The sequence below is a fragment of the Pseudomonas sp. FP1762 genome, from assembly GCF_030687105.1.
In the GTDB taxonomy this organism is placed as follows: Bacteria; Pseudomonadota; Gammaproteobacteria; order Pseudomonadales; family Pseudomonadaceae; genus Aquipseudomonas; species Aquipseudomonas siliginis.
In genome coordinates this window covers 327,615-351,078 of the sequence record NZ_CP117458.1, presented here as the reverse complement: position 1 = coordinate 351,078, position 23,464 = coordinate 327,615, and the positions used below count along the sequence as shown (strand labels likewise).

Annotated in this window: 23 protein-coding genes, 1 tRNA gene and 1 pseudogene; 16 read left to right on the top strand and 9 right to left on the bottom strand. The window is 61.2% G+C overall.

Annotated elements, in window-relative coordinates; genetic code table 11:
- Window positions 1-7: 7 nt before the first annotated feature.
- The 3 genes from PSH90_RS01560 (at window position 8) to PSH90_RS01550 (ending at window position 3,595) form a co-directional block, all read left to right on the top strand.
- The gene (locus tag PSH90_RS01560; protein WP_039756590.1) at window positions 8-1,327 is read left to right on the top strand and encodes a S41 family peptidase; all 1,320 of its coding nucleotides are present in this window, start codon (window positions 8-10) and stop codon (window positions 1,325-1,327) included.
- 2 nt (window positions 1,328-1,329) lie between these two features.
- A complete protein-coding gene (locus tag PSH90_RS01555) occupies window positions 1,330-2,106 on the top strand; it encodes a divergent polysaccharide deacetylase family protein (RefSeq protein ID WP_305382012.1) in 777 nt (258 codons plus the stop codon).
- Window positions 2,107-2,221: 115 nt separating this feature from the next.
- Window positions 2,222-3,595 (top strand): Vps62-related protein, encoded by a 1,374-nt coding sequence (locus PSH90_RS01550; protein ID WP_305382010.1) that lies wholly within the window; start codon window positions 2,222-2,224, stop codon window positions 3,593-3,595.
- Here the strand turns inward: PSH90_RS01550 and PSH90_RS01545 are convergent.
- The 7 genes from PSH90_RS01545 to PSH90_RS01515 all read right to left on the bottom strand — a co-directional run bounded on the left by PSH90_RS01545 (window position 3,576) and on the right by PSH90_RS01515 (window position 9,395).
- A complete protein-coding gene (locus PSH90_RS01545) occupies window positions 3,576-4,331 on the bottom strand; it encodes an ABC transporter substrate-binding protein (protein WP_041477526.1) in 756 nt (251 codons plus the stop codon). The genes PSH90_RS01550 and PSH90_RS01545 overlap by 20 nt on opposite strands.
- Before the next feature lie 73 nt (window positions 4,332-4,404).
- The gene (hisF, locus tag PSH90_RS01540) at window positions 4,405-5,175 is read right to left on the bottom strand and encodes an imidazole glycerol phosphate synthase subunit HisF (RefSeq protein WP_305382008.1); all 771 of its coding nucleotides are present in this window, start codon (window positions 5,173-5,175) and stop codon (window positions 4,405-4,407) included.
- A 9-nt stretch (window positions 5,176-5,184) separates the two neighbouring features.
- Window positions 5,185-5,922, bottom strand: a complete 738-nt coding sequence (gene hisA / locus PSH90_RS01535) for a 1-(5-phosphoribosyl)-5-[(5-phosphoribosylamino)methylideneamino]imidazole-4-carboxamide isomerase (protein WP_056787231.1) — start codon at window positions 5,920-5,922, stop codon at window positions 5,185-5,187.
- A 42-nt stretch (window positions 5,923-5,964) separates the two neighbouring features.
- Window positions 5,965-6,225 (bottom strand): DUF2164 domain-containing protein, encoded by a 261-nt coding sequence (locus PSH90_RS01530; RefSeq protein ID WP_011332018.1) that lies wholly within the window; start codon window positions 6,223-6,225, stop codon window positions 5,965-5,967.
- Window positions 6,226-6,864, bottom strand: coding sequence for an imidazole glycerol phosphate synthase subunit HisH (gene hisH, locus PSH90_RS01525; protein ID WP_016772124.1), 639 nt, complete (start codon window positions 6,862-6,864; stop codon window positions 6,226-6,228). It lies immediately after the preceding gene.
- Window positions 6,864-7,457 (bottom strand): imidazoleglycerol-phosphate dehydratase HisB, encoded by a 594-nt coding sequence (gene hisB / locus PSH90_RS01520; protein ID WP_016772125.1) that lies wholly within the window; start codon window positions 7,455-7,457, stop codon window positions 6,864-6,866. The genes hisH and hisB overlap by 1 nt, the downstream gene beginning before the upstream one ends.
- A 273-nt stretch (window positions 7,458-7,730) precedes the next feature.
- Window positions 7,731-9,395 (bottom strand): OFA family MFS transporter, encoded by a 1,665-nt coding sequence (locus tag PSH90_RS01515; protein ID WP_016772126.1) that lies wholly within the window; start codon window positions 9,393-9,395, stop codon window positions 7,731-7,733.
- A 355-nt stretch (window positions 9,396-9,750) separates the two neighbouring features.
- Here PSH90_RS01515 and PSH90_RS01510 point away from each other — a divergent pair.
- The 12 genes and pseudogenes from PSH90_RS01510 to PSH90_RS01455 form a co-directional block, all read left to right on the top strand.
- Window positions 9,751-9,945: pseudogene (locus tag PSH90_RS01510) on the top strand (acetyl-CoA sensor PanZ family protein); the annotation flags it as partial.
- A gap of 78 nt (window positions 9,946-10,023) precedes the next feature.
- Entirely contained in the window at window positions 10,024-12,240 is a 2,217-nt protein-coding gene (locus PSH90_RS01505) for an AsmA family protein (protein WP_305382006.1), read from the top strand.
- Window positions 12,237-13,304 carry an A/G-specific adenine glycosylase gene (gene mutY / locus PSH90_RS01500; RefSeq protein WP_305382004.1) on the top strand — a complete coding sequence of 356 codons (1,068 nt, stop codon included), beginning with the start codon at window positions 12,237-12,239 and terminating at the stop codon, window positions 13,302-13,304. The genes PSH90_RS01505 and mutY overlap by 4 nt, the downstream gene beginning before the upstream one ends.
- Entirely contained in the window at window positions 13,301-13,573 is a 273-nt protein-coding gene (locus tag PSH90_RS01495; RefSeq protein WP_041477523.1) for an oxidative damage protection protein, read from the top strand. Before mutY ends, PSH90_RS01495 begins: the two co-directional genes overlap by 4 nt.
- A gap of 91 nt (window positions 13,574-13,664) precedes the next feature.
- Window positions 13,665-13,740 (top strand) — tRNA-Phe (locus tag PSH90_RS01490).
- 405 nt (window positions 13,741-14,145) lie between these two features.
- Window positions 14,146-15,120, top strand: coding sequence for a 2,3-diaminopropionate biosynthesis protein SbnA (gene sbnA / locus PSH90_RS01485; RefSeq protein ID WP_136492423.1), 975 nt, complete (start codon window positions 14,146-14,148; stop codon window positions 15,118-15,120).
- 5 nt (window positions 15,121-15,125) lie between these two features.
- A complete protein-coding gene (sbnB, locus tag PSH90_RS01480) occupies window positions 15,126-16,157 on the top strand; it encodes a 2,3-diaminopropionate biosynthesis protein SbnB (protein WP_305382003.1) in 1,032 nt (343 codons plus the stop codon).
- Complete coding sequence (locus PSH90_RS01475) at window positions 16,151-17,932, top strand: FAD/NAD(P)-binding protein (RefSeq protein WP_305382002.1); 1,782 nt, start codon at window positions 16,151-16,153, stop codon at window positions 17,930-17,932. Before sbnB ends, PSH90_RS01475 begins: the two co-directional genes overlap by 7 nt.
- Window positions 17,929-18,543 (top strand): glutathione S-transferase family protein, encoded by a 615-nt coding sequence (locus tag PSH90_RS01470; RefSeq protein ID WP_305382001.1) that lies wholly within the window; start codon window positions 17,929-17,931, stop codon window positions 18,541-18,543. Before PSH90_RS01475 ends, PSH90_RS01470 begins: the two co-directional genes overlap by 4 nt.
- A 15-nt stretch (window positions 18,544-18,558) precedes the next feature.
- Window positions 18,559-19,983, top strand: coding sequence for an L-lactate permease (locus PSH90_RS01465; protein ID WP_305382000.1), 1,425 nt, complete (start codon window positions 18,559-18,561; stop codon window positions 19,981-19,983).
- Window positions 19,984-20,010: 27 nt separating this feature from the next.
- Window positions 20,011-21,489, top strand: coding sequence for a PLP-dependent aminotransferase family protein (locus PSH90_RS01460; protein ID WP_305381998.1), 1,479 nt, complete (start codon window positions 20,011-20,013; stop codon window positions 21,487-21,489).
- A 22-nt stretch (window positions 21,490-21,511) separates the two neighbouring features.
- Window positions 21,512-21,859: a hypothetical protein gene (locus PSH90_RS01455; RefSeq protein WP_252868628.1), complete on the top strand. Its 348-nt coding sequence runs from the start codon at window positions 21,512-21,514 to the stop codon at window positions 21,857-21,859.
- Window positions 21,860-21,871: 12 nt separating this feature from the next.
- Here the strand turns inward: PSH90_RS01455 and PSH90_RS01450 are convergent, their stop codons facing one another.
- Window positions 21,872-22,162, bottom strand: a complete 291-nt coding sequence (locus tag PSH90_RS01450; RefSeq protein WP_252868627.1) for a YceK/YidQ family lipoprotein — start codon at window positions 22,160-22,162, stop codon at window positions 21,872-21,874.
- A 17-nt stretch (window positions 22,163-22,179) separates the two neighbouring features.
- On the bottom strand, window positions 22,180-22,464 hold the full coding sequence (locus PSH90_RS01445) for a hypothetical protein (RefSeq protein ID WP_133337418.1): 285 nt from the start codon (window positions 22,462-22,464) through the stop codon (window positions 22,180-22,182).
- Between the two features lie 32 nt (window positions 22,465-22,496).
- Between PSH90_RS01445 and PSH90_RS01440 the strand changes: the two genes are divergently transcribed.
- On the top strand, window positions 22,497-23,438 hold the full coding sequence (locus tag PSH90_RS01440) for an alpha/beta fold hydrolase (protein WP_252877258.1): 942 nt from the start codon (window positions 22,497-22,499) through the stop codon (window positions 23,436-23,438).
- Window positions 23,439-23,464 lie beyond the last annotated feature (26 nt).

Sequence of the window (23,464 nt, the reverse complement as noted above, 5' to 3'; positions counted from 1 at the left end):
GTTCGACATGCTGCATTTGTCCCGCCTTACCTCGCTGGCCCTGACGATCGCCCTGGTGATCGGCGCGCCTCTGGCGTTCGCCGCGCAACCGGCCCCGACCGTCGCTCCGGCAGGCACTGCCGCGACCGCCAAGGCGCCGTTGCCACTGGAAGAGCTGCGCACCTTCGCCGAGGTCATGGACCGGATCAAAGCCGCGTACGTCGAGCCTGTGGACGACAAGACCCTGCTGGAAAACGCGATCAAGGGCATGCTCAGCAACCTCGATCCGCATTCGGCCTACCTTGGCCCGGAAGATTTCACCGAGCTGCAGGAAAGCACCAGCGGTGAATTCGGCGGTCTGGGCATCGAAGTCGGCGCCGAAGACGGCTTCATCAAGGTCGTCTCGCCGATTGATGACACGCCAGCGTCGAAGGCGGGCATCCAGGCTGGCGACTTCATCGTCAAGATCAACGGCCAGCCAACCCGTGGCCAGACCATGACCGAAGCCGTCGACAAGATGCGCGGCAAGATCGGTCAGAAAATCACCCTGACCCTGGTTCGCGATGGCGGCACGCCGTTCGACGTGACCCTGGCCCGTGCAGTGATTCAGGTCAAGAGCGTCAAGGCGCAGCTGCTGGAATCGGGCTACGGCTATATCCGCATCACCCAGTTCCAGGTCAAGACCGGCGAAGAAGTCTCCAAGGCTCTGGCCAAACTGCGCAAGGACAACGGCAAGAAGCTCAACGGCATCATCCTCGACCTGCGCAACAACCCGGGCGGCGTGCTGCAATCGGCGGTTGAAGTGGTCGACCATTTCATCACCAAGGGCCTGATCGTCTACACCAAGGGCCGCATTGCCAACTCCGAGTTGCGCTTCTCCGCCACCGGCAAGGACGAGAGCGAAGCGGTACCGATGGTCGTGCTGATCAACGGTGGCAGTGCCTCGGCTTCGGAGATCGTCGCCGGCGCCCTGCAGGACCAGAAACGTGCCGTGGTCATGGGCACCACCAGTTTCGGCAAGGGCTCGGTGCAGACCGTGCTGCCGCTGAACAACGACCGCGCGCTGAAGATCACCACCGCGCTGTATTTCACGCCGAACGGCCGCTCGATCCAGGCTCAGGGCATCGTGCCGGACATCGAAGTGCGCCGCGCGAAGATCACCAACGAAGCCGACAGCGAGTACTTCAAGGAAGCTGATCTGCAAGGTCACCTGGGCAACGGCAACGGCGGCGCCGACAAACCGAGCGGTTCCGGCGGCAAGGCGAAAGCGATGCCGCAGGATGACGATTACCAGTTGGCCCAGGCCCTGAGCCTGCTCAAAGGCCTGAGCATCACGTCCGGCCGCTGAGGATGTTGCTGCGTTCCCTCTGCGTTCTGTTGTGCTGTCTGGCGGGTCTTGCCCAAGCAGAGCCCGCCAGTTCCTCGCCGCACAAGGCCTACCTGACACTGATCATCGATGACCTGGGGCAGAACCTGCCCCGGGATCGTCGCGTGCTCGCCCTGCCCGGCCCGGTCACGGCGGCGATCATGCCCGATACCCCCCACGCCACGGAATTTGCCCGCGAAGCTCATCGCGCCGGCAAGATCGTCATCCTGCACATGCCCATGGACCCGGCCACCGGGCCTTACGCCTGGCACCCGGAACTGCCCCTCGAAGAACTGCAGAAACGCCTGAATGCTGCGTTCGAAAAAGTCCCGTTCACTGCCGGCATCAACAATCACATGGGCAGCCGCATGACCGCGCAGCCTGCGGCGATGGCGTGGTTGATGGGCGAATTGCAGCGTCGGCACAAGTTCTTCGTCGACAGCCGCACCAGCGCTCAAACGGTCGCTGCGCAGCAGGCGCAGAAAATCGACCTGGCCAGCGTTTCCAGAGACGTGTTTCTCGATGATGAGCGCACCGAAGCGGCCATTGCCACTCAGCTACAGACCGCAATCGCCTTGGCGCACAAACAGGGTTCAGCGGTGATGATCGGCCATCCGTATCCGCAGACCCTGGCGGTGCTCGAGCGCGAATTACCCAAGCTCAAAGCGCAGGGCATCGACTGGATCGATATCAGGCAGATGATCAGCGTGCGCAGCAACCGCGCCATGGCTGGCCATGGCAAGGATGGCATTTACCGGTAACACCCGGTCACGTTGCAATACATAGTTACCACCGAACGCCCCTCCCCCTTCCGGATAGTGAGACCTGCAACAGGTCGCGACTCCTTTGAGTCGCTTGCAACTATCAGGAGTGCCCATGACAAACAACGCCCCGATTATCCCGCCCGTTGGGCGGACTGAACCGATCCGCATCGATAACCTGCTGATCAACTTCACAACAGAATTTCTGCGCATCTGGGATACCAACGGTTTGTCGGCCAGACCCGCGTCGTTCTGGCGCCCGACCCCGGCTCCCGACGCGCTGCCCGGTTATTTCCCCTTGGGCGACTTCGTCACCAGAGGCGTTGGCAACATCAACGGTGAACGCGTGGTCGCGGTTGTTTGTGAGGCAGACATTGCCAGCACTGATCCCACCAAAGGCAGGGCACTGCGACGTCCCGATGATTACGAGCTGGTCTGGAAGGACTCCGGATCAGGCTCGAAAAGAGATCTGTCGATCTGGCGACCGCTAGCTCCCGCAGGCTACGTAGCGCTGGGGTCGGTGTGCTCGAACGATCATGAAAAACCTTCGCTCAACGCGGTGCGCTGCGTTCGCGAAGACCTGGTGATCGCGTCGAATACCACCGATCTGATCTGGGACGACAAGGGCAGCAAGGCCCGACAGCGCGTCAGCACCTGGAGCGCCGTTCCTCCAGCCGCTTTGCCGGGCGAAGTCTATTTGGCATCGGGGAGTTTTTTCAGCCTGAGTGACTACAGCCGACCGGCCAGTTTCCCGGTCTACTGCTTGCGCTTGCAGATCGGCCTGCAGATGTCTACACGCCCATCGCCACCGGTGCTCTGCGGCGAGACGCCAACACCTGTAGAGCCAACGGACGATGCGACTTACACCGCCAGCCTCCCCTGGTTCACGGTCAACGATCCGCGTTACACCGCCGCTGAGCAATGGCGTCACTCGCCCTTCTATCTGCTTGAACGCAAGGATCGCTACATCCTCGTCGGTCACGCACGCAACAGTGGCAACGACAGCCAGATATTCAGGTGGAATGCGCAGCGCGCCCAGCGTACTGGCGGCTTGCGTACTTTCACCCAGACCACATCCATCGAATTCGGCGCCCAATGGCAAACCCGACAGCACGGCGCGCTGATGTTTTCCGCACGGCTGGGCCACGATTTCACCCAATGCGAACTGCATTCGAATGAATGGCTCAATACAGCGACCATCGAAGTGGTTGCGGTGGTGGACAAAAACCGCTCAGTGGCCGCCTACCTGGCCCAGAGCGAATACAGACTGGTGCGCGCGGACGGCACGGCAGTGACGGATGGTTTCATCTACACCGATGGCAATAGCCTGCACATCAGCCAGTACGCACCCACCGAGCCTGAAATCATCGTCGCAACTGAGCCGGAGGCGGTCGAAGATCAGACTGTGCTTGCGCCTGCGACCGAGGGCGAAATCAGCGCCTCCCAGCCAGAGCCCGACGAGTCAGCCGTTACAGATAGCGCGCCATGATTTCATCGACCACGCCTTCCTTGCGCAACTGATCCAGCGCGGTCTGTAGCTTGTTGACCACCTCATCGGAGACGTCCTTGTTCAGCGCCAGATACAACTCGGCGCTGTTGAAGCGCAGCACGGTCTTCAGGCCGGTCACGCCATCCTGCCGCGCCAGATAACGGCCGGCAGGATCACCCGTGGCCCACAGATCGATCTGGCCATTGAGCAGTTTTTTTGCGTTGTCCTGATCGCGCAGCACTACCACCGGTTTGAGGCCTTGCTTGGTGAGCGTCTCGGCAATCGCATCGCCCTTGTAGGCGCCGATCTTGTATTTGCGCGCATCATTGAGGGTTTCGAGGGTGATCTTGCTGTCAGCCTTGGCCAGCAGGATCCAGTCGTCCGGGCCGATTGGGCCGACCCATTTGAACAGTCTTTCGCGATCGGGCAGGCGCGCCATGACGAAGGCCCCGTAGCCGGGATTCTCCAGGGCGAGTTTGTAGACACGCTCCCAGGGGAAACGCAGGGTCAGGCTGTAAGTGAGGCCGGCGCGCTGGAACATCTCGCGAACGATGTCCGTGGCAATGCCGTTGATGTTGTCGCCCTGGGCGAAATTCTTGCCGTTCTTCGCCATGTTGTACGGCGGGAAGTTTTCGGTGAGCAGCACCAGATCGGTGTCGGGACTGGTTTCGGCCCGGGCATTGCTGATGAACAACAATGAGGCGCTGGCGAGAACAACAAGCAGGCGTTTGATCATGTCGGGCTACCGGAATCCATGGCGTGCCCAAGAGTGCCTTGGGCGCGCCATGCTGTCCACTGGCCTGTACGCTTTAGCGCATGACGATGCCGCGATGCGACATGTAGGCCTTGGCTTCCTGCACGGTGTATTCGCCGAAGTGGAAAATACTCGCCGCCAGCACCGCACTGGCATGGCCTTCGAGAACGCCGTCGGCCAGATGCTGCAAATTGCCGACGCCGCCGGAGGCGATCACCGGAATGCCCAGCGCGTCGCTGATGGCGCGGGTCACGCCGAGGTCGAAACCGTTTTTCATGCCGTCCTGATCCATGCTGGTCAGGAGGATCTCGCCGGCACCGAGGCCTTCCATTTTCTTCGCCCACTCGACTGCGTCGAGACCGGTCGGCTTGCGCCCGCCGTGAGTGAAGATTTCCCAGCGCGGGGTTTCGCCGGGACCGGAAACTTTCTTGGCGTCGATGGCAACGACGATGCACTGCGAGCCGAAATGCTGCGCGGCCTCACCGACGAACTCGGGGTTGAACACGGCGGCGGTGTTGATCGACACCTTGTCCGCGCCGGCATTGAGCAGATTGCGGATGTCTTGCACGGTACGCACGCCACCGCCGACGGTCAGCGGGATGAATACCTGGCTGGCCATGCGCTCGACGGTATGCAGCGTGGTGTCACGGCCATCGACGCTGGCGGTGATGTCGAGAAAGGTAATCTCGTCGGCGCCCTGCTCGTCGTAGCGACGAGCAATTTCCACCGGGTCACCGGCGTCGCGGATATTCTCGAACTTCACGCCTTTGACGACCCGGCCGTTGTCCACGTCCAGGCAAGGGATGATGCGTTTGGCCAGCGCCATGGTCAGTCCTCAGCCTTGGTACGAATCGCAGAAAGCTTGCGCTTCGGCGACATCGAGAGTGCCCTCATAGATCGCCCGGCCGGTAATCGCGCCGATGATGCCCGGTGCCTTGGCGTCGAGCAGCGACTTGATGTCACCCAGGTTATGGATGCCGCCGGAAGCGATCACCGGAATCCTGGTGGCAGCGGCCAGCGCAGCGGTGAACGGTACGTTGCAGCCCTGCATCATGCCGTCTTTGGCGATGTCGGTATAAACGATCGAGGATACGCCGTCAGCCTCGAACTGCTTGGCCAGGTCAATGACCTGCACGGTGCTGATTTCCGCCCAGCCGTCGGTGGCGACGAAACCGTCTTTGGCATCCAGACCCACGATGATCTTGCCTGGGAACGCACGGCAGGCTTCAGCAACGAACGCCGGATCCTTAACGGCTTTGGTGCCGATGATCACGTAGCTCACGCCCGCCTTGACGTAATGCTCGATGGTTTCCAGCGAACGGATGCCACCACCGATCTGGATCGGCAGGGTCGGGTAACGCTTGGCGATTGCGGTAACCACTTCGCCGTTGACCGGCTGGCCTTCGAACGCGCCGTTCAGGTCGACCAGATGCAGACGGCGGCAACCGCCCTCCACCCACTTGGCAGCCATGCTCACCGGGTCATCGGAGAACACCGTGGAATCTTCCATGCGGCCCTGGCGCAGACGTACGCAGGCACCGTCTTTGAGATCGATAGCGGGAATAATCAGCATCTGGCAAACCTTAAAATTGGAATGTTCAGCTTGGCTCGGGAATCAGTTTTTCTCGAGCGCCCACAGGTCGCTTTCGATGCTTTCAAACCGTTCCTTGAGGTGGGTCTGCACATCGAAAATCGCCCTGTTGTAATAGTGCGGAGCAATCTCGCGGGTAAACAGCTCAAGAATTTCCGCCGCCTCGAACGAACCCAGATCCAGTTCGAAACGGTCTTCCATGAACCGCTGAATCTTGCGATTGGCCTCGCTCTCCTGCTCGGGAGTGAGGGTCAGAATCGGCGGCTTGGATTTCTTGACAGCCATTTACCAGCGACCGTCCCACGCAGCGAAGTTCTGCAGCAGTTGCAGGCCGTGGGTATGGCTTTTCTCCGGGTGGAACTGCACGGCGAAACGCGAGCCATCGGCCAGCGCTGCGGCGAAATCGACACCGTAATGACCGCTGCCTACCACCTGCCGCGCATTGGCGGCGGCGATGTAGTAGCTGTGCACGAAGTAGAAACGCGCCAGATCCGGGATGTCATGCCACAGCGGGTGACTGATGTTCTGCTTCACCTCGTTCCAGCCCATGTGCGGGACCTTCAGGTGCTCGCCATCTTCGTGCAGATCCTTGCCGAAGAATTTCACCGCGCCCGGAAACAGGCCGATGCAGTCGACGCCGGCGTTCTCTTCGCTGGTATCGAGCAGGGCTTGCATGCCGACACAGATGCCGAGGAACGGTCGATCCTGGCTGACCTCACGGACCAGCGAATCGAAGCCGAGGCGACGGATCTCCGCCATGCAATCGCGAATCGCGCCAACGCCCGGAAATACCACGCGGTCGGCTTCACGAATCACGTTCGCGTCGCTGGTGATCAGCACCTTGCCGGCGCCGACGTGCTCAAGAGCCTTGGCCACCGAGTGCAGATTGCCCATGCCGTAGTCGATAACTGCAACCGTCTGCATTACAGAACGCCTTTGGTCGACGGCATTTGCCCGGCCATGCGCTCGTCCAGCTCGACGGCCATGCGCAGCGCGCGGCCGAAAGCCTTGAACACGGTTTCGATCTGATGGTGAGTGTTGGTGCCGCGCAGGTTGTCGATGTGCACGCTGACCAGCGCGTGGTTGACGAAGCCCTGGAAAAACTCCTGGAACAGGTCAACGTCGAAACCGCCGACGGTAGCGCGGGTGTACGGCACGTGCATCTGCAGGCCCGGGCGACCGGAGAAATCGATCACCACGCGCGACAGCGCTTCATCGAGCGGCACGTAGGCATGGCCGTAGCGACGGATGCCTTTCTTGTCGCCGATGGCTTTGGCAAACGCCTGGCCGAGGGTGATACCGACGTCTTCCACCGTATGGTGGTCGTCGATATGCAGATCGCCCTTGCATTCGATATCCAGGTCGATCAACCCGTGACGGGCGATCTGATCCAGCATGTGCTCAAGAAAAGGTACACCGATATCGAATCGGGCCTTTCCGGTGCCATCAAGGTTGATCGAGGCTTTGATCTGGGTTTCCAGAGTGTCGCGCTCGACAGACGCCTTACGTTCGGCCATCACCAGCTCCGCAAAATCATTGGGCGAAAAAGGCAGCCATTATAGGCACGCAGGAAGCAAACAGAAACACGAGAGGTGAGATGGCTGACGGATAGAACGCCCGGCTGTCGCGGGTAGACATGTCCATACAAGCCATTACAGGCAGCGCAAAAACAAATGTGGGAGCGAGCCTGCTCGCGAATGCGGTACGCCAGCCAACATTGATGTCGACTGGTGCTCCGTCTTCGCGAGCAGGCTCACTCCCACAGGTTCGGTGTTTATTCAGCTAACACCTTAGTGAAACAGTACCGCCGTCTTCTGCAGGGTCACCCACACACCCCACGCCAACGGAATACCCACCACCAGCCATGCCGCGATCGCCAGAGGCTTGGTGCCCGGCGCCGCTTTCCACTCCAGAACGGTGCTGGCATCGGCACCCTTGTCGTGGCCCAGCGCCTGTTCGGCGGCCAGTTCGGCGTCGGTCATGAAGTACTTGTCGGCCACCGGACGGACCATCAGATTGCACAGGAAGCCCAGCACCAGCAGGCCGGCGAGGATGTACAGGGTGATGTCGTAAGCGGCAGCGCGTTCCACGCCGATACTCAACTGATATTCACGCAGGTAGTTCACCAGCACCGGACCGAGCACCCCGGCAGCGGCCCAGGCAGTCAGCAGACGACCGTGGATCGCACCGACCATCTGTGTACCGAACAGGTCGGCCAGATACGCCGGAACGGTGGCAAAACCACCGCCGTACATCGACAGGATGATGCAGAACGCCGCCACGAACAGCGCAACGTTGCCCAGATGGCCCATGTTCGGAATCAGCGCGTACAGGGCAAAACCCAGCGCGAAGAACACGAAGTAGGTGTTCTTGCGGCCCAGGTAGTCGGAGAACGAGGCCCAGAAGAACCGGCCACCGATGTTGAACAGGCTAAGCAGACCGGTGAAGCCCGCTGCGATCGCCGCGATCGAGGCCAGTTGGCCAGCGTCGAGCTGACCGAACGGCACATCGACGCCCAGCAGTTTGCCGCCGAACACTTCCTGCAACAGTGGCGAAGCCATGCCGAGGATGCCGATACCCGCCGACACGTTCAGGCACAGCACCAGCCAGACCAGACGGAATTGCGGAGTTTTCCAGGCTACATTCACGTGAACGTGACGGTTGGTGATCATCGCGTTGGAAGCTTTCTTCGCCGGAGCGGTCCAGCCTTCAGGTTTCCAGCCGGTTGGCGGCACGCGGTAGGACAGTGCGCCACCGATCATGAACACGAAGTAAATGGCCGCCATGGCTACGAAGCTCTGCCATACGCCCACGCCTTCTGGCGAAGCGAAGTGGCTCATCAGCGCAGTCGCCAATGGTGCACCGACCATTGCGCCGCCACCGAAGCCCATGATCGCCATGCCGGTCGCCATGCCGCGCTTGTCCGGGAACCACTTGATCAGGGTCGACACCGGCGAGATATAGCCCAGGCCCAGACCGATACCGCCGATCACGCCGGAGCCGATCCACATCAGCCAGATCTGGTGGGTATAGATACCCAGCGCGGAAATCAGCAGACCGCCGCACCAGCACAAGGCCGAGACCACGCCCGCTTTACGAGGCCCGGCGTGTTCCAGCCAGCCACCCCAGATCGCTGCCGAGCAGCCGAGGAAGATGAAGAACAGCGTGTAGATCCAACCGAGCATGGAGATCGGCCAGTCGCAGTTCGACGAAAATACCTGTGCGATGAAGCTCATGTCCGGCGCGCAAGCCACCGGCGCGGTAACGCCCAGTGCCTTGGACAGCGGCAACCAGAACACCGAGAAGCCGTAGGCCATGCCGATGCACAGGTGAATGGCCAAAGCGGCCGGTGGAACCAGCCAGCGGTTGAAACCGGGCTTGGCGATGATGCGTTCCTTGGACAGGAACGCAGGCTGGTCGGCTTTGAGGCCGTCCGCCGTGATGCTCGTGCTCATTGTGTATCCCCCAATTGTTAGTATGGTTCGCCAGCCACTGCTCACCCTCGGCCTTATGCACGCAGGCATGACCGTTTTTTTAGGTGAAGCTCCTTGAAGGCGCGACGTTAAGTCGCAGACGGGCGGACGAACTGGCGAAGGTTACCATTCTCAGGTGACAGAAAAACCAAACTGATATCACCTTTTTTCTGTCACCTGTGTTCGCCCCCTGTAGGAGCTGCGGAACGCTGCGATCTTTTGATCTTTTTGAAAATGCCAAAATCAAAAGATCGCAGCGTTCCGCAGCTCCTACAGACGGCATTTCAATGGGGTTACCATGCCGGATGTTGTTTAGGTGCCTGACACCGATATGTGCATTTGCTACTTGTCCCATTTATGCGTGCGAAAAGTTACCCGCCGCCTTGGCGGGGCTGAACGACTGGTGAACCAAGCGCAGAAAATGGCGTCGCAAGCGGGGGCCGGATTGCGCCCTCTGGCGCCCGCCGGGCATCCTCAAGCGCAGGCACCGGTGGCGAAGTTGCAGGTGCCGCCGCCGACCCTCGGCAGATGACGCCACACCGAACCGGGTGTTTGCAGCGCTATACTCCCCGGCCAAATGACGAATTCGACTAACTACAAGGACTCGCCCATGAAAGCGTTCGGCAAAATCCTGGGTCTGGTACTTCTCGGGCTGTTGCTGATCATTGTGGCGGCAGGTTTTGCCCTGACCCACCTCTTCGATCCCAACGACTACAAAGACGAGATCCGCCAGATAGCCCGCGACAAGGCCCACATCGAGCTGACGCTCAATGGCGATATCGGCTGGAGCCTGTTCCCGTGGCTCGGCCTGGAATTGCACGAAGCCAGCGTCGCCACCCTGGCCAAGCCTGCCGAACCGTTTGCCGACTTGCAGATGCTCGGCCTGTCCGTGCGCGTGCTGCCGTTGTTGCGCCGCGAAGTGCAGATGAGTGACGTACGCGTCGAAGGCCTCAACCTGCGCCTGAACCGCGACAAGAACGGCCACGGCAACTGGGAAGACATCGGCAAGGTGCCTGTGGCGCCTGGTTCGACTCCACCCGCCACACCGGGCGCGACCGCCAGCGAGCCGACCGTCGCCGTAGAAAAACCGGCGCAACCGATCCGCCTCGACATCGACAGCCTGACCGTCAACAACGCCCGCGTTGAATACACCGATGAGCTGACCGGCAAGCAGTTCAGTGCCGAAAGCATTCAGTTGAGCACCGGCCCGGTGCACGACTCGACCAATATCCCGGTAAAAGCCACCGCGTTCCTCGGCACCAACCAACCGGTGCTGCGCGTGCGCACCGAGCTCAACGGCGAGCTGCGCTTCGAGCGCGCCCTGCAACGCTACAAGTTCGAAGACTTGAAGCTGACCGGCGAACTCGCTGGCGATCCGCTGCAAGGCAAAACCATGACCTTCTCCGCTCAAGGGCAGTTATTGCTGGATAAAGCAGCGAACGTCGCCGAATGGACCGGCATCAAAATTTCCGCCAACCAGTTGCGCGCCCTGGGCGAGTTGAAAGCCAACGACCTCGACAAGACGCCACAGATCAGCGGCGGCATTTCCATCGCCCAGTTCGATTTGGCGAAATTCGTCGACAGTATCGGCCAGACACTGCCGGCGATGGGCGAAGGCAGCCTGAGCAAGGTCGAACTGGTCAGCCGCGTTGCGGCCACCCCGACCAGCCTGTCGTTCGACAACATCAACCTGAAACTCGATGACAGCAGCTTCAGTGGCCGCATCGCCGTCGAGGACTTCGCCAAACAGTCGCTGCGCGCGATTCTCAAGGCCGACACGTTCAACGTCGACCGCTACCTGCCACCGAAATCGGCTCAGGCCAACAGCGCCACGCAAACCCGTCAGGCCGAAGTCGCCAGCACCGAGGCCGGCGCCGTCGCAGGCACCACGCCGCTGCCGGACAAACCGAGCAAAACCGCCTGGAGCACCGAGCGCCTGCTGCCGGTCGAGCGCCTGGCCAAACTGGACGTGGACGCCGACCTGACTTTCGGCCAACTGACCCTCGACAAACTGCCAATCCAGAACGCCGCGCTCAAAGCCACCGGTCAGGGCGGCCTGCTGACACTGACTAACCTGAGCGGTGATCTGTACAACGGCGGCTTCGTCGCCAACGGCACACTCGACGTGCGCCCAAGCGCGCCGGTGCTCAACCTGCACACCCGGCTCAATCGCGTCCCGGTGGAAAAAATCATCGAAAGCCAGGGCAAGACTCCGCCGGTTAAAGGTCTGGTAACCCTGACCAGCAGCCTCACCGGCAGCGGCAACAGCCAACAAGCGCTGATCGACACGCTCAACGGCAACGCCAGTTTCGTCATCAACAACGGCGTGCTGCTCAACGCCAATCTCGAACAGCAATTGTGCAAAGGCATCGCCACCCTCAACCGCAAGACCCTTAGCGGCGAGCCTCGGGGCAAGGACACGCCGTTCGAGGAGCTCAAGGGCAACCTGACCGTGCGCAACGGCGTCGCCAGCAACCCCGACCTGAAAGTGCGCATCCCCGGCATGACCGTCAACGGTGACGGCGACATCGACCTGCGCGTGCTCGGCATGGATTACCGCGTCGGCATCATTGTCGAGGGCGATACCAGCGCCATGCCCGACCCGGCCTGTCAGGTCGGCGAGAAGTTCGTCGGCATCGAGTGGCCGCTGCGCTGCCGTGGCCCGCTGGAACTGGGGGCCAAGGCCTGTCGCGTCGACAATGACCGCCTTGGTCAGGTCGCCAGCAAAATGGCCGGCAACAAACTCAGCGAAAAGATCGACGAGAAATTGGGCGACAAAGTCAGTCCGGAACTGAAAAACGCATTGAAGGGGCTGTTCAAGCGATGACAGCGGAGCAGTTTTCCACGGCGGTGCTGGGATGGTTCGACCGCCATGGCCGCCACGATTTGCCGTGGCAGCAGGACATCAATCCGTACCGGGTCTGGGTGTCCGAGATCATGTTGCAGCAGACCCAGGTCAGCACCGTGCTCAATTACTTCGAACGCTTCATGGCGGCGCTGCCAACAGTCGAAGCGCTGGCCGCAGCGCCGGAAGACGAGGTGCTGCACCTGTGGACCGGGTTGGGTTACTACACTCGCGCACGCAATCTGCAGAAGACCGCGAAGATCGTCGTCAGCCAGTACGCTGGCGAATTCCCGCGTGACGTGGGAAAACTCACCGAGCTGCCGGGCATCGGCCTGTCCACCGCGGGGGCGATCGCCAGCATCAGCATGGGCCTGCGCGCGCCAATCCTCGACGGCAACGTCAAACGCGTACTGGCGCGCTTCACCGCGCAAGAGGGCTACCCCGGCGAACCGAAAGTCGCCAAACAGCTGTGGGCCAACGCCGAGCGCTTCACCCCGCACGATCGGGTCAACGCTTACACCCAGGCGATGATGGATCTTGGCGCCACACTCTGCACGCGCAGCAAGCCGAGCTGCCTGCTGTGCCCGCTCAAGCGTGGCTGTGAAGCGCACATGCTTGGCCTGGAAACACGTTATCCGATTCCCAAGCCACGCAAGGCCATCCCGCAGAAACGCACGCTGATGCCGATGCTCGCCAACGGCGAAGGCGCGATTCTGCTTTACCGCCGCCCGTCGACGGGACTGTGGGGCGGTTTGTGGAGCCTGCCGGAACTGGATGATCTGGAAGATCTGCAGCATCTGGCCGATCAGCACTCGCTGACCATGGGCCAGCAGCAGGCGCTGCCGAGCCTGATTCACACCTTCAGCCACTTCCAGTTGTCCATCGAACCGTGGCTGGTTCGGGTGCAGGAAGCCAGCCATCACGTGGCCGAGGCCGACTGGCTCTGGTATAACCTCGCCACCCCGCCGCGCCTGGGCCTTGCTGCCCCGGTCAAGACCTTGCTCGAACGCGCGGCCGCCGTATTGAATGCAGGAGAGTCGCCATGACCCGCACCGTAATGTGCCGCAAGTACAAAGAAGAACTGCCCGCGCTGGAGCGCGCCCCTTTCCCGGGCGCCAAGGGCCAGGATATTTTTGACCACGTCTCGGCCAAGGCCTGGGCCGACTGGCAGAAACACCAGACCCTGCTGATCAACGAAAAGCGCCTGAACATGATGAACGCCGACGATCGCAAATACCTGCAGGGCGAAATGGACAAGTACTTCTCCGGCGAGGAATACGCCAAGGCCGAAGGCTACGTGCCGCCAGCCGAATAACCCGCAGATTTCGTAAGCGACGGAATTAATTTAAGAAATCTTCAAAAAGTCGTTGACGTAAATCCGAAAAACCCTTTTAATGCGCCCCGTTGCCCAGATAGCTCAGTCGGTAGAGCAGGGGATTGAAAATCCCCGTGTCGGCGGTTCGATTCCGTCTCTGGGCACCAAATACCGAAAACCCTGAATCGCAAGATTCAGGGTTTTTTTATGCCTGCGATTTGATCCCCCTCCTCTCTTCGTCCTTCGATACACCCGGATTCCAGCTGTACTGGAAAAAACCGGAAATCTGTATCTCTCCGCGCGAATGGCGTTTCGCCAATACTTCAAGCAAGCCTTGGCGAGCCAATGACTGGCTCTACTTTGCGCCCCGCAACACTTTGGACTCCTGTAGCCCTCAGAGCGCAAAACCCTGATTTTTTGAATCGATCGGCGTCGCCCGCAAGGTCACTTCCTGTCCAGCAAAAAAATCTGAAACCCAACCCACAGGCGAACTGCAGTTACTGCTTTTCAAACATTCCAGGATGAATGCTGGCGCCCCCGTGCGCCCGGCAAAAGAGCGAAACGGACGACGTATGATCAAGCAACTCATCAATGAAGACAGTTATGTGCAGATCGGCGATCTTTGCAGCGCAACGATCCAGCTGAAAATCGAAGGACTGAATCCCGCCGGCTCCATCAAGCTGAAGACCGCGCACGCGCTGATCACTGATCTTGAAGTCCGCGGACTGATCAACCACAAGACGCGCCTTATCGAATCCTCATCGGGGAATCTGGGCGTTGCGCTGGCCATGGTCTGCGCGGCCAAGGGTTACCAGTTCGTTTGCGTAATCGACCCGAATATTTCCGCGCCGAACCGCAAGCTGATTCAAGCCCTTGGCGCGCAAATGCTCATGGTCGATCAGCGTGACGAGAACGGCGGTTACCTGAATTCGCGGATTCGCCTGATCGAACAACTGGTCGCTGACAACGCCGACTACATCTGGCTCAACCAGTACAAGAATCCGACCAACCCCCTCGCCCACTATCAAGCGACTGCCAGGTCCATCGCGCGCAAATTTGCGCACGTGGATTACCTGTTCGTCGGCGCGGGAACCACTGGCACGCTAATGGGCTGCAAGAACTACTTCGCCGAACATCATCCGCAGACCAAAGTCATTGCCGTCGATACCGTCGGCTCGGTGACGTTCGGCCTGCCGGGCGGCACGCGCCATATTCCGGGGCTCGGCACCAGCCGCCTGCCGGAGATATTCGAGTCGTCGGGCATTCACGACTTCCTGTCGATTCCCGAGGAACAGACGATCAAGGTCTGCCGTTGGCTGGCGCAACGCTACGGCCTGCTCTTCGGCGGCTCCACCGGGACTGTGCTCGCCGGCATCCGCCAGTGGGCGCCGCATATCCGGCCCGACGATGTCGTGGTGGCGATCTCCCCCGACATGGGTGAGCGCTATCTCGAAACCATCTACTCCGACGACTGGGTCACCCAGCGGATCGGCGCAACCGCACTGCAGCCCCTTTTCCCTGAAATCGCTCTGGCACTCTCGGCGTAATCCTCATGACCACACAGAATCCGATCCAGCCGTTCCACGTCATCCCCGGCGCTGTCGTCAAAGACATCCTCAACGGGCTGCGGCATGCAACCATCGACATGGTGGCGCAGACCTACCTGACCCACGAGCGTGGCGAAACCGTTAACCCCGACAGTTACTTTTTGCGTTTCCCTGCGCAACCGGCGAACCGGATCATTGCGCTGCCGGCGGCCATCGTCGACAGCGAGGGCGATCAATCCGTCTCCGGGATCAAGTGGATTGCCAGTTATCCCGACAACATCAAGTCAGGCATTCCGCGCGCATCTGCCGTGCTGATTCTCAACGATCCCGAGACCGGTTACCCCTACGCGCTGCTCGAAGGTGCACTGATCAGTGCCGTGCGCACGGCAGCCTCGGCAGTCTTGGGTGCCTGGTGGCTGAATGGCCAGAACCGCCACGCGGCGACACTTTCGATCATTGGTGGCGGGGTAATCTCAAGAAATACCCTCGGGACTTTCGTCGCCGACGACTGGTCCTTCGACAGCGTGGGCATTCACGATCTCAACGGGGAATCGGCGCAAGCCCTCGCGGAATTTGGTGAACAACTGGGCCTGCCGGATGTACGCCTGCTGTCGCTCGAAGAAGCACTGACTGCCGACATCGTGGTGTTCGCCACCAGCGCGGGCGAGCCGTACGTAAAAGGCCAGGGCACGTTCCGCCCGGGGCAGATTGTTCTGAACATCTCGCTGCGGGATATCGGCGCTGAAATCATCGCGGAAAGTTACAACTACTTCGACGACATCACCCATTGCCTGAAGGCCAATACCTCACCGCATCTGGCCGAGCAGCAATACGGCCATCGCGACTTTGTCACCGGCACAGTGGCGCAGCTGATTCGCGGAGACCTGCATGTCGCCCAGGACAAACCGCTGATCTATTCGCCATTCGGCATGGGCATTCTCGATCTCGCGATTGGCCGGATGATCCACGACATTGCGGTGGCGGCCGGTACGGCAATTGCCATCCCGTCATTTTTTGGCGAGGAGCGCAGATGGTGAAGGCGCCTGTGCACATCGGCCTGGTCGGCTGCGGTTCGCGCGGATTGTCGGTATTCGAGCGCCTGTTGAGCCGCGCCGAGGAACGCCCGGAACAACCGGTGTTCATCGACATCTTCGAGCCCAACGTGCTCGGCAGCGGCGCGCACTGGCCCGATCAACCGGACTACCTGTTGCTCAACACCGTCGCCGGTCAGCTCGGGGTATTTCCCGACGCAGCAGCGTTCGGTGATCTGACCGACGCCCGGGAACGGCCAGGGCCGGACTTTCTCGCGTGGTGCCGAGCACAGCGCGTCAAGGTTGACCCCGACAGCGGCCTGCTCGCCGCCGACGGTCGCGACGTCGAGCCGGAGGATTTTCTGCCTCGGCACCTGCTCGGCGCTTATCTGGCCGACGCCTTCACGCGGATCCTCGCGACCGCACCCGCCTGGGTAACGGTCAATCTGCATCGGCATCAGGTCACGGCGGTCGAGCGCAACGAGAACCAGCAATACCTTCTGCTAACCGCCGACGGCGCTGCGGTGACGGTGGATCGTCTGGTGCTGACGGTTGGCCACACCGGACGCCTGCGCCTGGCGGGGCAGAACCGGGTCGACAACGTTTACCCGCTGCCGGGCAGCCTCACCACCGTCGAGCCCGGCGAAACGGTGTTGATCGAAGGGTTGGGCCTGGGCGCCATGGACACCCTCGCGGCGCTGACGGCTGGCAGAGGCGGGATCTACAAACCCATGGCGGATGGCAGTCACACTTACCAGCCGTCGGGTCAGGAGCCAGTGATCTTCATTCAGTCGCGGGACGGGCTGCCGTTTCGCACGCGTCCCAATGGCTTGATCGGCTGCCCCCGCCATAGCGCCGTGCTGCTCACGAGCGAGCGCATCGAATCGTTGCGGGGCAACGCGCATAACCGTCGGCTGGATTTCGAACGGGACATTCTGCCGCTGATGCTGCTGGAGATGCGTGCCGCTGCGGTCGCCGTTCTGCATAAACCCTCAGCGCCACAACAGCTGCTTGAGCAGCTCAGAACCGTCAGCGTTGCCGGCCCTGCCGGTGTGGCCGCTTGTGAAGCCTTGCTGCGCGAGTTCGAAGCGATTGCCGGCGCAATCAGTCCGCTGGAGCTGATCAGCCACAAACTGCCCGACAGCGTCACGCCTTACAACTATCACGCATGGATTTACGACACCCTAGAAGCCGACTTGCATGAAGCACGCCTGGGACGCGGCGCGTCGCCGATCAAAGCCGCCATCGAAGTCTGGCGCGACTTGCGTGACCGGCTGCGTGAAGCGGTGGATTTCGACGGGCTCACCGAAGATTCGCATCGGCAGTTCTATGGCCGCTGGCACAAGGCGATCAATCGTCTGGTCGCCGGCCCGCAGAAGGAGCGCCACGCCGATCTGCTCGCGCTGTGTGATGCCGGCCTGCTGACCTTCCTCAAGCCCGGCTCACGCCCGGCTATCGAACACTTCAAGCGAGTCGCCGGTTACGTCCAGAGCAGCGGCGTCAGCCACAGCGACTGCGCACCTGTGCGCGACCTCGCGCGCCTGGGCCTTGTGCGTCCACGCACCGATGTGCCGGGCATCGACGGCATCGATGTCGACGCGGCGTCCAACCCCAAGTCGAACAGCGGCGAAGCGGTGCGTGACATCTGGGTGCTGGGACCGCTCGCCGAAGGCTCTTGCTATTACAACCACTACGTCACCTCGGCGGGCGCACCCTCGCGGCTGTTCATGGACGCCCATCGAGTCGCCACCGCCATCCTTGAGACAGGAACTCGCGCATGAAACTCTACTATCAGACGCATTCGCCGTACGCCCGCAAGGTGTTGGTGCTGGCTCACGAACTTGGCATCGCATCGAGCCTTGAGGTGATACATCACGAGACCAGCCCGACTTCACCGAACACGACCATTTACCAGGCCAACCCCTTGGGTAAAGTGCCGGTGCTGATGCTGCCCGACGACACCGCACTGTTCGATTCCATCGTGATTTGCGAATACCTCGATGACCTGAGCAACGGCCGTAAATTCATCCCGGCCAGCGGCCCCGAGCGCTACAAGGCGCTGCGCCTGCAGGCATTGGCGCAGGGCATGTGCGACGTCGGCATCAAGCTGCGCTGGGAAGTCGAGCGGCGCCCCGAGGCTTTGCGCTATCCGGCGTACGCGGACGGCCAGGCCTACAAACTCAAGGAGGCGTATCGCTTCATCGAAGAGCACGTCGACCTCAATGGCCCGATCACCGTTGGCCACATCGCCTTGGCGACCGCGCTGGACTGGATCGCTTTCCGTCAACTCTCGGACTTCTCGGCGCAAGCACGCCTGAGCGAGTGGTATCAGACGTTCTGCCAGCGCGCGTCCATGCGGGCGACCGAGTACAGCGGACAGACGCACGATTAAGCCAAGGAAACCGCTATGAGCTCTCTCTTGCTGCAAATGTCACCGATCGCGCTGGTGATCGCGCTGATCCTGATCCTCCGGCGTCCGCCGGTACAGGCCGCGCTGGCCGGTGTGGTGCTGGTGCTGGTGCTGTGGGCACTGGGCGCTGCCGGGCCGGTGTCGGCGGCCATCTCCTCGGCGATTTTTCAGGACACCACGATCCTGTTTCTCAGCACCGCGTGCGTAATCGTCCCGGGGCTGGCCTTCGTCATTCTGGTCGAGCGCGGCGGTGCACCGCAGGCCATCGGCGCGTGGGTCAAGGAACTCGGCTGGACACCCCCGGCGCAGGTGATTTTCATCGTGCTGGGCCTGGCGCCGCTGCTGGAAGCGATGACCGGCTTCGGCGTTTCGCTGATCGCCACGGTGCCGCTGCTGATGGGGCTTTTCACTCGCCAGTCGGGGATGAAAATCGCTCTCGCCGGCATGGTGATCATGCCGTGGGGCACGCTGGGTCTGGCGACGGTAATCGGCGCCCTGCTGGCGCACCTGCCGGCGCAAACCCTCGGTAGCCATTCGGCGCTGATCAGCGCGCCGGTGTTCCTCTGCCTGGCGTCGCTGGCCTTGTGGCAGGCCGGCATCCGCAGGATTACTCCGTGGCTGGGGCTGATCGTCGTGACCGCCCTGTTCGTTGCCGTGCTGTATTGCGTCAACCTGTGGGTCGGCCCGGAAGTCTCCGGTGTGCTGGCCGGGCTGGCTGTGGCTTGCGTCGGCCTGGGCATCTCCTGGGCGCAACGGAAAAAACTGGTGCGCTGGCCGAGCGCGGCATGGCCTTATCTGGCCTTGCTGGGAGTGATTGTGGCGTCGCGCGGACTGTTCGTGCTGTCGGGCTGGGATGGCCTGTGGGTTGTCAGGGGCGAACACGTTTCATGGAAGCCGCTGGCGTCTCCAGGGCTGGCGCTGCTGATCGTGACCGTGCTGATGGCGTTCAGGCAAACCGCGGGCGCGGGTTTCCCGTGGCCAGCGCTGTTCAACCGGGCGAAGTTTCCGGTCACGACAATCTTCCTGTTCCTGCTGCTCTCCCAGGTGATGGTCAACGCCGGATTCCTCGTCGAGGCGCAAAGCGCGTTGCAATCCATGTCGGGTATTTCGCTGGCACCGACGATCGCCCTGCTGGCAGGGATTGCCGGCTATGTCACCGGCTCCAACGTCGGCGGCAACACGCTGGTGATGCCGTCCATTGCCGCGCTGAGCAGCGAACACGGGGCGTGGCTGGCGGCAATGGTCAACAGCGCCGCCGGCCATGGCGCACTTGGCTCGCTGTCGATCCTGTCATTGATCACCGGACTTGCCGGGGCCAACCGCCAGGAAGAAAACAGCCTGATCCGCTTCGCCTTCGGTCTGGTGGCGCTGAACATCGTCATAGTTGCTGCAACCGGGATCGTTTTGCTCTACTTTCTGTGAATTGTTTCGAATCATCACAGAGAACTTATGGACAGGTTTGATTTGCCGGACAAGCGCTGGCGGATAGTCAAGGACTGGATTATTCGCCAGATCGACAGCGGTGACCTGGCGGCCGAAGCGAAACTGCCGTCAATCCGCGTTCTGGCGCGGATGTTCGAGACCAGCATCACCACGGTGCAGCGGGCGCTGGCCGATCTCGAGGCCGACGCCTACGTCTCGACGGTGCCGCGCGTCGGCTACTTCGTCTCGGCATCAGGGCGGGCAAAACCGTCCGGCGCTTTCGACTTTTCCAGTGTCACCGTCAACGTCAATCATGCGGTGGTTGCGATGCTCTCCGAAGCGGCCTCGCGCACCACCGCATCGCTGAATTCGGCTGTCCTGCACAGCGATCTCACGCCCAACGTGCTGCTCAACAAATGCCTCTCGGTGCTGGCCGCCAAGACTGACAACACGCTGAGCGGTCTGGTCGCGCCACCCGGCCTGCCGGCGCTGCGACGGCGCATCGCCGGGCTGATGCTGACCCGCGGTGTAGTCTGCGGGCCGGACGATATTCTGGTGACGTCGGGCGACACCATCGCTCTGGAACTCGCCCTCGAAGCAGTCGCGTCGAAAGGCGCTACAGTCGCCATCGAAACCCCGACCTATTACGGCATCCTGCAGACCATCGAACGCCTGGGCATGCGCGCCCTGCCGATCCGCACCGACGGCCGCACGGGCCTGGATGTCGATCATCTGGAAGAAGCCCTGAAGCAAAAAAAGGTCGCGGTGATTTTTCTCAACCCGACGCTGCAGAATCCGCGTGGCTTCATCATGCCCGACGAAGCGCGCGCGCGACTTTCAAGGATCGCCCGGGAAGCGGATGTGCCGATCATCGAAGACGACATCTTCTTCGACCTGGTGCCCGAAGCTGATCGACCGCGCGCCCTCAAGAGCTACGACAGCAGCGGCCAGACGATCTACTGCTCGTCCTTTTCCAAAACCATCGCGCCGGGTTATCGCGTCGGCTGGTGTCTGGCCGGCAAATACCGCAATGCCATCCTCGCGCAGATGTTTTCGCGCAACCTGGCCGTTTCCAGCCTGGCGCAAAATGTTCTCAATGAATTCATCGGCCGTGGCTACATGGACGAGCACTGCGCCAGATTGAGGTCGCAACTGTCCTCGCTGGCGAGTTTTGTCGAAGCACTGGTGCGCACGGATTTCCCGCTCGGGACCGTCTATGTGCCACCGCGCGGCGGCTTCATCCACTGGATCGAAATGCCGACACACACCGACATGCCGGCGCTGCAGCAATTGGCCACGGAGCGTGGTTGCCACGTGGCTGGCAGCGGCATCTTTTTCGCCGACGGCCAGGCTTCCACAGGCGTGCGCATTTGCCTCGGCACTACGCTGACCCCGGCGGTGATCGGCATTCTCAAGGTGATCGCCGAATGCGCCCACCTTGCCGCACGCCCGACGAGCCCGCGGCAGATGCCGACTGAACAGCTGCAAGAGCTGGCAGTTTCCTGACCGGCTTGCGCGAGCCCTGCTTATGAATCAGAAAAGAACCCGTATTCGCTTGCCGCATCCCCCGCCGTATCGCCCGAGCCACTGGACATTCTGGCTGACGGTGCTCGCTGGCGTGCTGATTGCCTTAGCCGTGTGTCTTTCGATCTACATGCTTATCGAAAGCTGGATCAGCGGTTCCATCACCACCAACAATCGCGGACCGCGCAGCACCTACACCTTGGCACTGCAACCTCGGCGATACTGGTTCGAGTTCATGTGGCAGAGCTTCTGGACCGCGTTCATGTTGGCCATCGGTGTGTTCGGGCTGTGGATTTATCGCAAAGGGCGGGTGCGTGAGCAGAGGCCGAAGGGCAAGCGCACAAGTCAATAGTGCATGCCGCCTTCACAGAGTGTTGATGTAATCGACGGGCAACAAGACTGTATCCACAGCGGCATCCACTGGCAGGGATACAAGAGTGATGACCGGGCAGACGATCATCATGTAACAGATGATCGCTGCCGGCATGCCATCGCTGCCTCCTCCCCGAACACCGAGCAGGTGTAGGCCGCCATCGACCCCTCGGTAATATTCGGCGTCGGACAGACCATCATTCAAGCGCCCGATAAACGTTCCGCAGCCAACCAACAGCAGTGCCAGGCCTATGACACAGCCAATTCGCAGAATCCCTTTCAAAACAGCGCTTCCTTACGTCACAAAATACTGGGCGCGGGATTGTACTCGCGCCTTTCGCTCGTGACTGCTTTACCTGCTGACTCGGCATATCGGTTAAACCAGATTGCCTGTTGCGCGACGGCGCATTCGAACGCTGTCATGTTGGCATTACGCCGCTGCGCGTTGCATGAACTGGAGCGGATGTGAAATGAACTGTCTCTCGGACTTATGTAAATCGTGACGCAGCGCGTCACGAATTCGATCACATTGAATTCGGAACGCACTGCGTTCCGTATGTTGCTCGGCGCCAGTTCCAGGCTCATTCTCGATCCACCTTCGCAAAGGCCGAGCCCTTATGAACAAATGCCTTTCGACCGACCCGGTAACCATTGGCGAATCGTTCATAGAGAACGCAGCCGACGGCTACGCACTCGGCGGCTTCACCTGGCGCCACAGTTCGCCCGATCCACAGCGCCCGGTGGTCGTCATCAACGCCGCCACCTCCGTGCGCTGTCGCCATTACTCAAGGTTCGCAGCCTATCTGTTCAGTCACGGCTTCGACGTCATGACCTACGACTACCGGGGCATTGGCGAATCACGCAGCGAATCGATCAAAGGGCTGCGTGCCTCGTGGACTGACTGGGGCGCTCTGGATTTCGAAGCGATGCTCAAACGCGCGCAGCGGGAGTTTCCCGGTCAGCCAATCGATGTGGTCGCCCATAGTTTCGGCGGTTGCGCGGCGGGCTTGGCGGAGTCGGGCAAGGTGATCCGACGGTTGGTAACCGTCGGTGCGCAGTTCGCTTATTGGCGTGATTACGCCCCTGAACAGCGCTGGCGGATGTTCGGCAAGTGGCATGTGATCATGCCTTTGATGACGCTGCTCTGCGGCTATTTTCCAGGCAAGCGGATCGGCTGGCTGGAGGACACGCCAACCGGCGTAGTCTGCGACTGGAGCACACCCACTGCACGGTACGAGGATCGTCCAAGCGGTCGGGTGCTGATGAAAAAGGCGGGCGCCCTGCCCTTCGATGGCGTCCGCGCGCAGACCCTCGCCATCAGCCTCAGCGATGATCCTTACGGAACGATCCCGGCGATCGAACGCCTGCTCGGCTACTTCAGCAACGCGGCAAAAACCCATCTGCGCATTGCGCCGCAGGACATCGGCGAACGACAAGTCGGACATTTCGGCTTTTTTCGCAGCGCATACCAAGCCACACTATGGCCCATTGCTCTGACCTGGCTGCAGACCGGCGCACTGGCCGCCGATACACCCGGCCGACAAGTGCCACGCAGCTGAGCCCCTCTCAACGCACGACGGAACAC

What these genes read in the sequence shown, in the direction of transcription:
- PSH90_RS01560 (WP_039756590.1), top strand. Translation starts at nt 8, where the DNA reads ATGCTGCATTTGTCCCGCCTTACCTCGCTGGCCCTGACGATCGCCCTG.
- PSH90_RS01555 (WP_305382012.1), top strand. Translation starts at nt 1,330, where the DNA reads ATGTTGCTGCGTTCCCTCTGCGTTCTGTTGTGCTGTCTGGCGGGTCTT.
- PSH90_RS01550 (WP_305382010.1), top strand. Translation starts at nt 2,222, where the DNA reads ATGACAAACAACGCCCCGATTATCCCGCCCGTTGGGCGGACTGAACCG.
- PSH90_RS01545 (WP_041477526.1), bottom strand. Translation starts at nt 4,331, where the DNA reads ATGATCAAACGCCTGCTTGTTGTTCTCGCCAGCGCCTCATTGTTGTTC.
- hisF (WP_305382008.1), bottom strand. Translation starts at nt 5,175, where the DNA reads ATGGCGCTGGCCAAACGCATCATCCCTTGCCTGGACGTGGACAACGGC.
- hisA (WP_056787231.1), bottom strand. Translation starts at nt 5,922, where the DNA reads ATGCTGATTATTCCCGCTATCGATCTCAAAGACGGTGCCTGCGTACGT.
- PSH90_RS01530 (WP_011332018.1), bottom strand. Translation starts at nt 6,225, where the DNA reads ATGGCTGTCAAGAAATCCAAGCCGCCGATTCTGACCCTCACTCCCGAG.
- hisH (WP_016772124.1), bottom strand. Translation starts at nt 6,864, where the DNA reads ATGCAGACGGTTGCAGTTATCGACTACGGCATGGGCAATCTGCACTCG.
- hisB (WP_016772125.1), bottom strand. Translation starts at nt 7,457, where the DNA reads ATGGCCGAACGTAAGGCGTCTGTCGAGCGCGACACTCTGGAAACCCAG.
- PSH90_RS01515 (WP_016772126.1), bottom strand. Translation starts at nt 9,395, where the DNA reads ATGAGCACGAGCATCACGGCGGACGGCCTCAAAGCCGACCAGCCTGCG.
- PSH90_RS01505 (WP_305382006.1), top strand. Translation starts at nt 10,024, where the DNA reads ATGAAAGCGTTCGGCAAAATCCTGGGTCTGGTACTTCTCGGGCTGTTG.
- mutY (WP_305382004.1), top strand. Translation starts at nt 12,237, where the DNA reads ATGACAGCGGAGCAGTTTTCCACGGCGGTGCTGGGATGGTTCGACCGC.
- PSH90_RS01495 (WP_041477523.1), top strand. Translation starts at nt 13,301, where the DNA reads ATGACCCGCACCGTAATGTGCCGCAAGTACAAAGAAGAACTGCCCGCG.
- sbnA (WP_136492423.1), top strand. Translation starts at nt 14,146, where the DNA reads ATGATCAAGCAACTCATCAATGAAGACAGTTATGTGCAGATCGGCGAT.
- sbnB (WP_305382003.1), top strand. Translation starts at nt 15,126, where the DNA reads ATGACCACACAGAATCCGATCCAGCCGTTCCACGTCATCCCCGGCGCT.
- PSH90_RS01475 (WP_305382002.1), top strand. Translation starts at nt 16,151, where the DNA reads ATGGTGAAGGCGCCTGTGCACATCGGCCTGGTCGGCTGCGGTTCGCGC.
- PSH90_RS01470 (WP_305382001.1), top strand. Translation starts at nt 17,929, where the DNA reads ATGAAACTCTACTATCAGACGCATTCGCCGTACGCCCGCAAGGTGTTG.
- PSH90_RS01465 (WP_305382000.1), top strand. Translation starts at nt 18,559, where the DNA reads ATGAGCTCTCTCTTGCTGCAAATGTCACCGATCGCGCTGGTGATCGCG.
- PSH90_RS01460 (WP_305381998.1), top strand. Translation starts at nt 20,011, where the DNA reads ATGGACAGGTTTGATTTGCCGGACAAGCGCTGGCGGATAGTCAAGGAC.
- PSH90_RS01455 (WP_252868628.1), top strand. Translation starts at nt 21,512, where the DNA reads ATGAATCAGAAAAGAACCCGTATTCGCTTGCCGCATCCCCCGCCGTAT.
- PSH90_RS01445 (WP_133337418.1), bottom strand. Translation starts at nt 22,464, where the DNA reads ATGAGCCTGGAACTGGCGCCGAGCAACATACGGAACGCAGTGCGTTCC.
- PSH90_RS01440 (WP_252877258.1), top strand. Translation starts at nt 22,497, where the DNA reads ATGAACAAATGCCTTTCGACCGACCCGGTAACCATTGGCGAATCGTTC.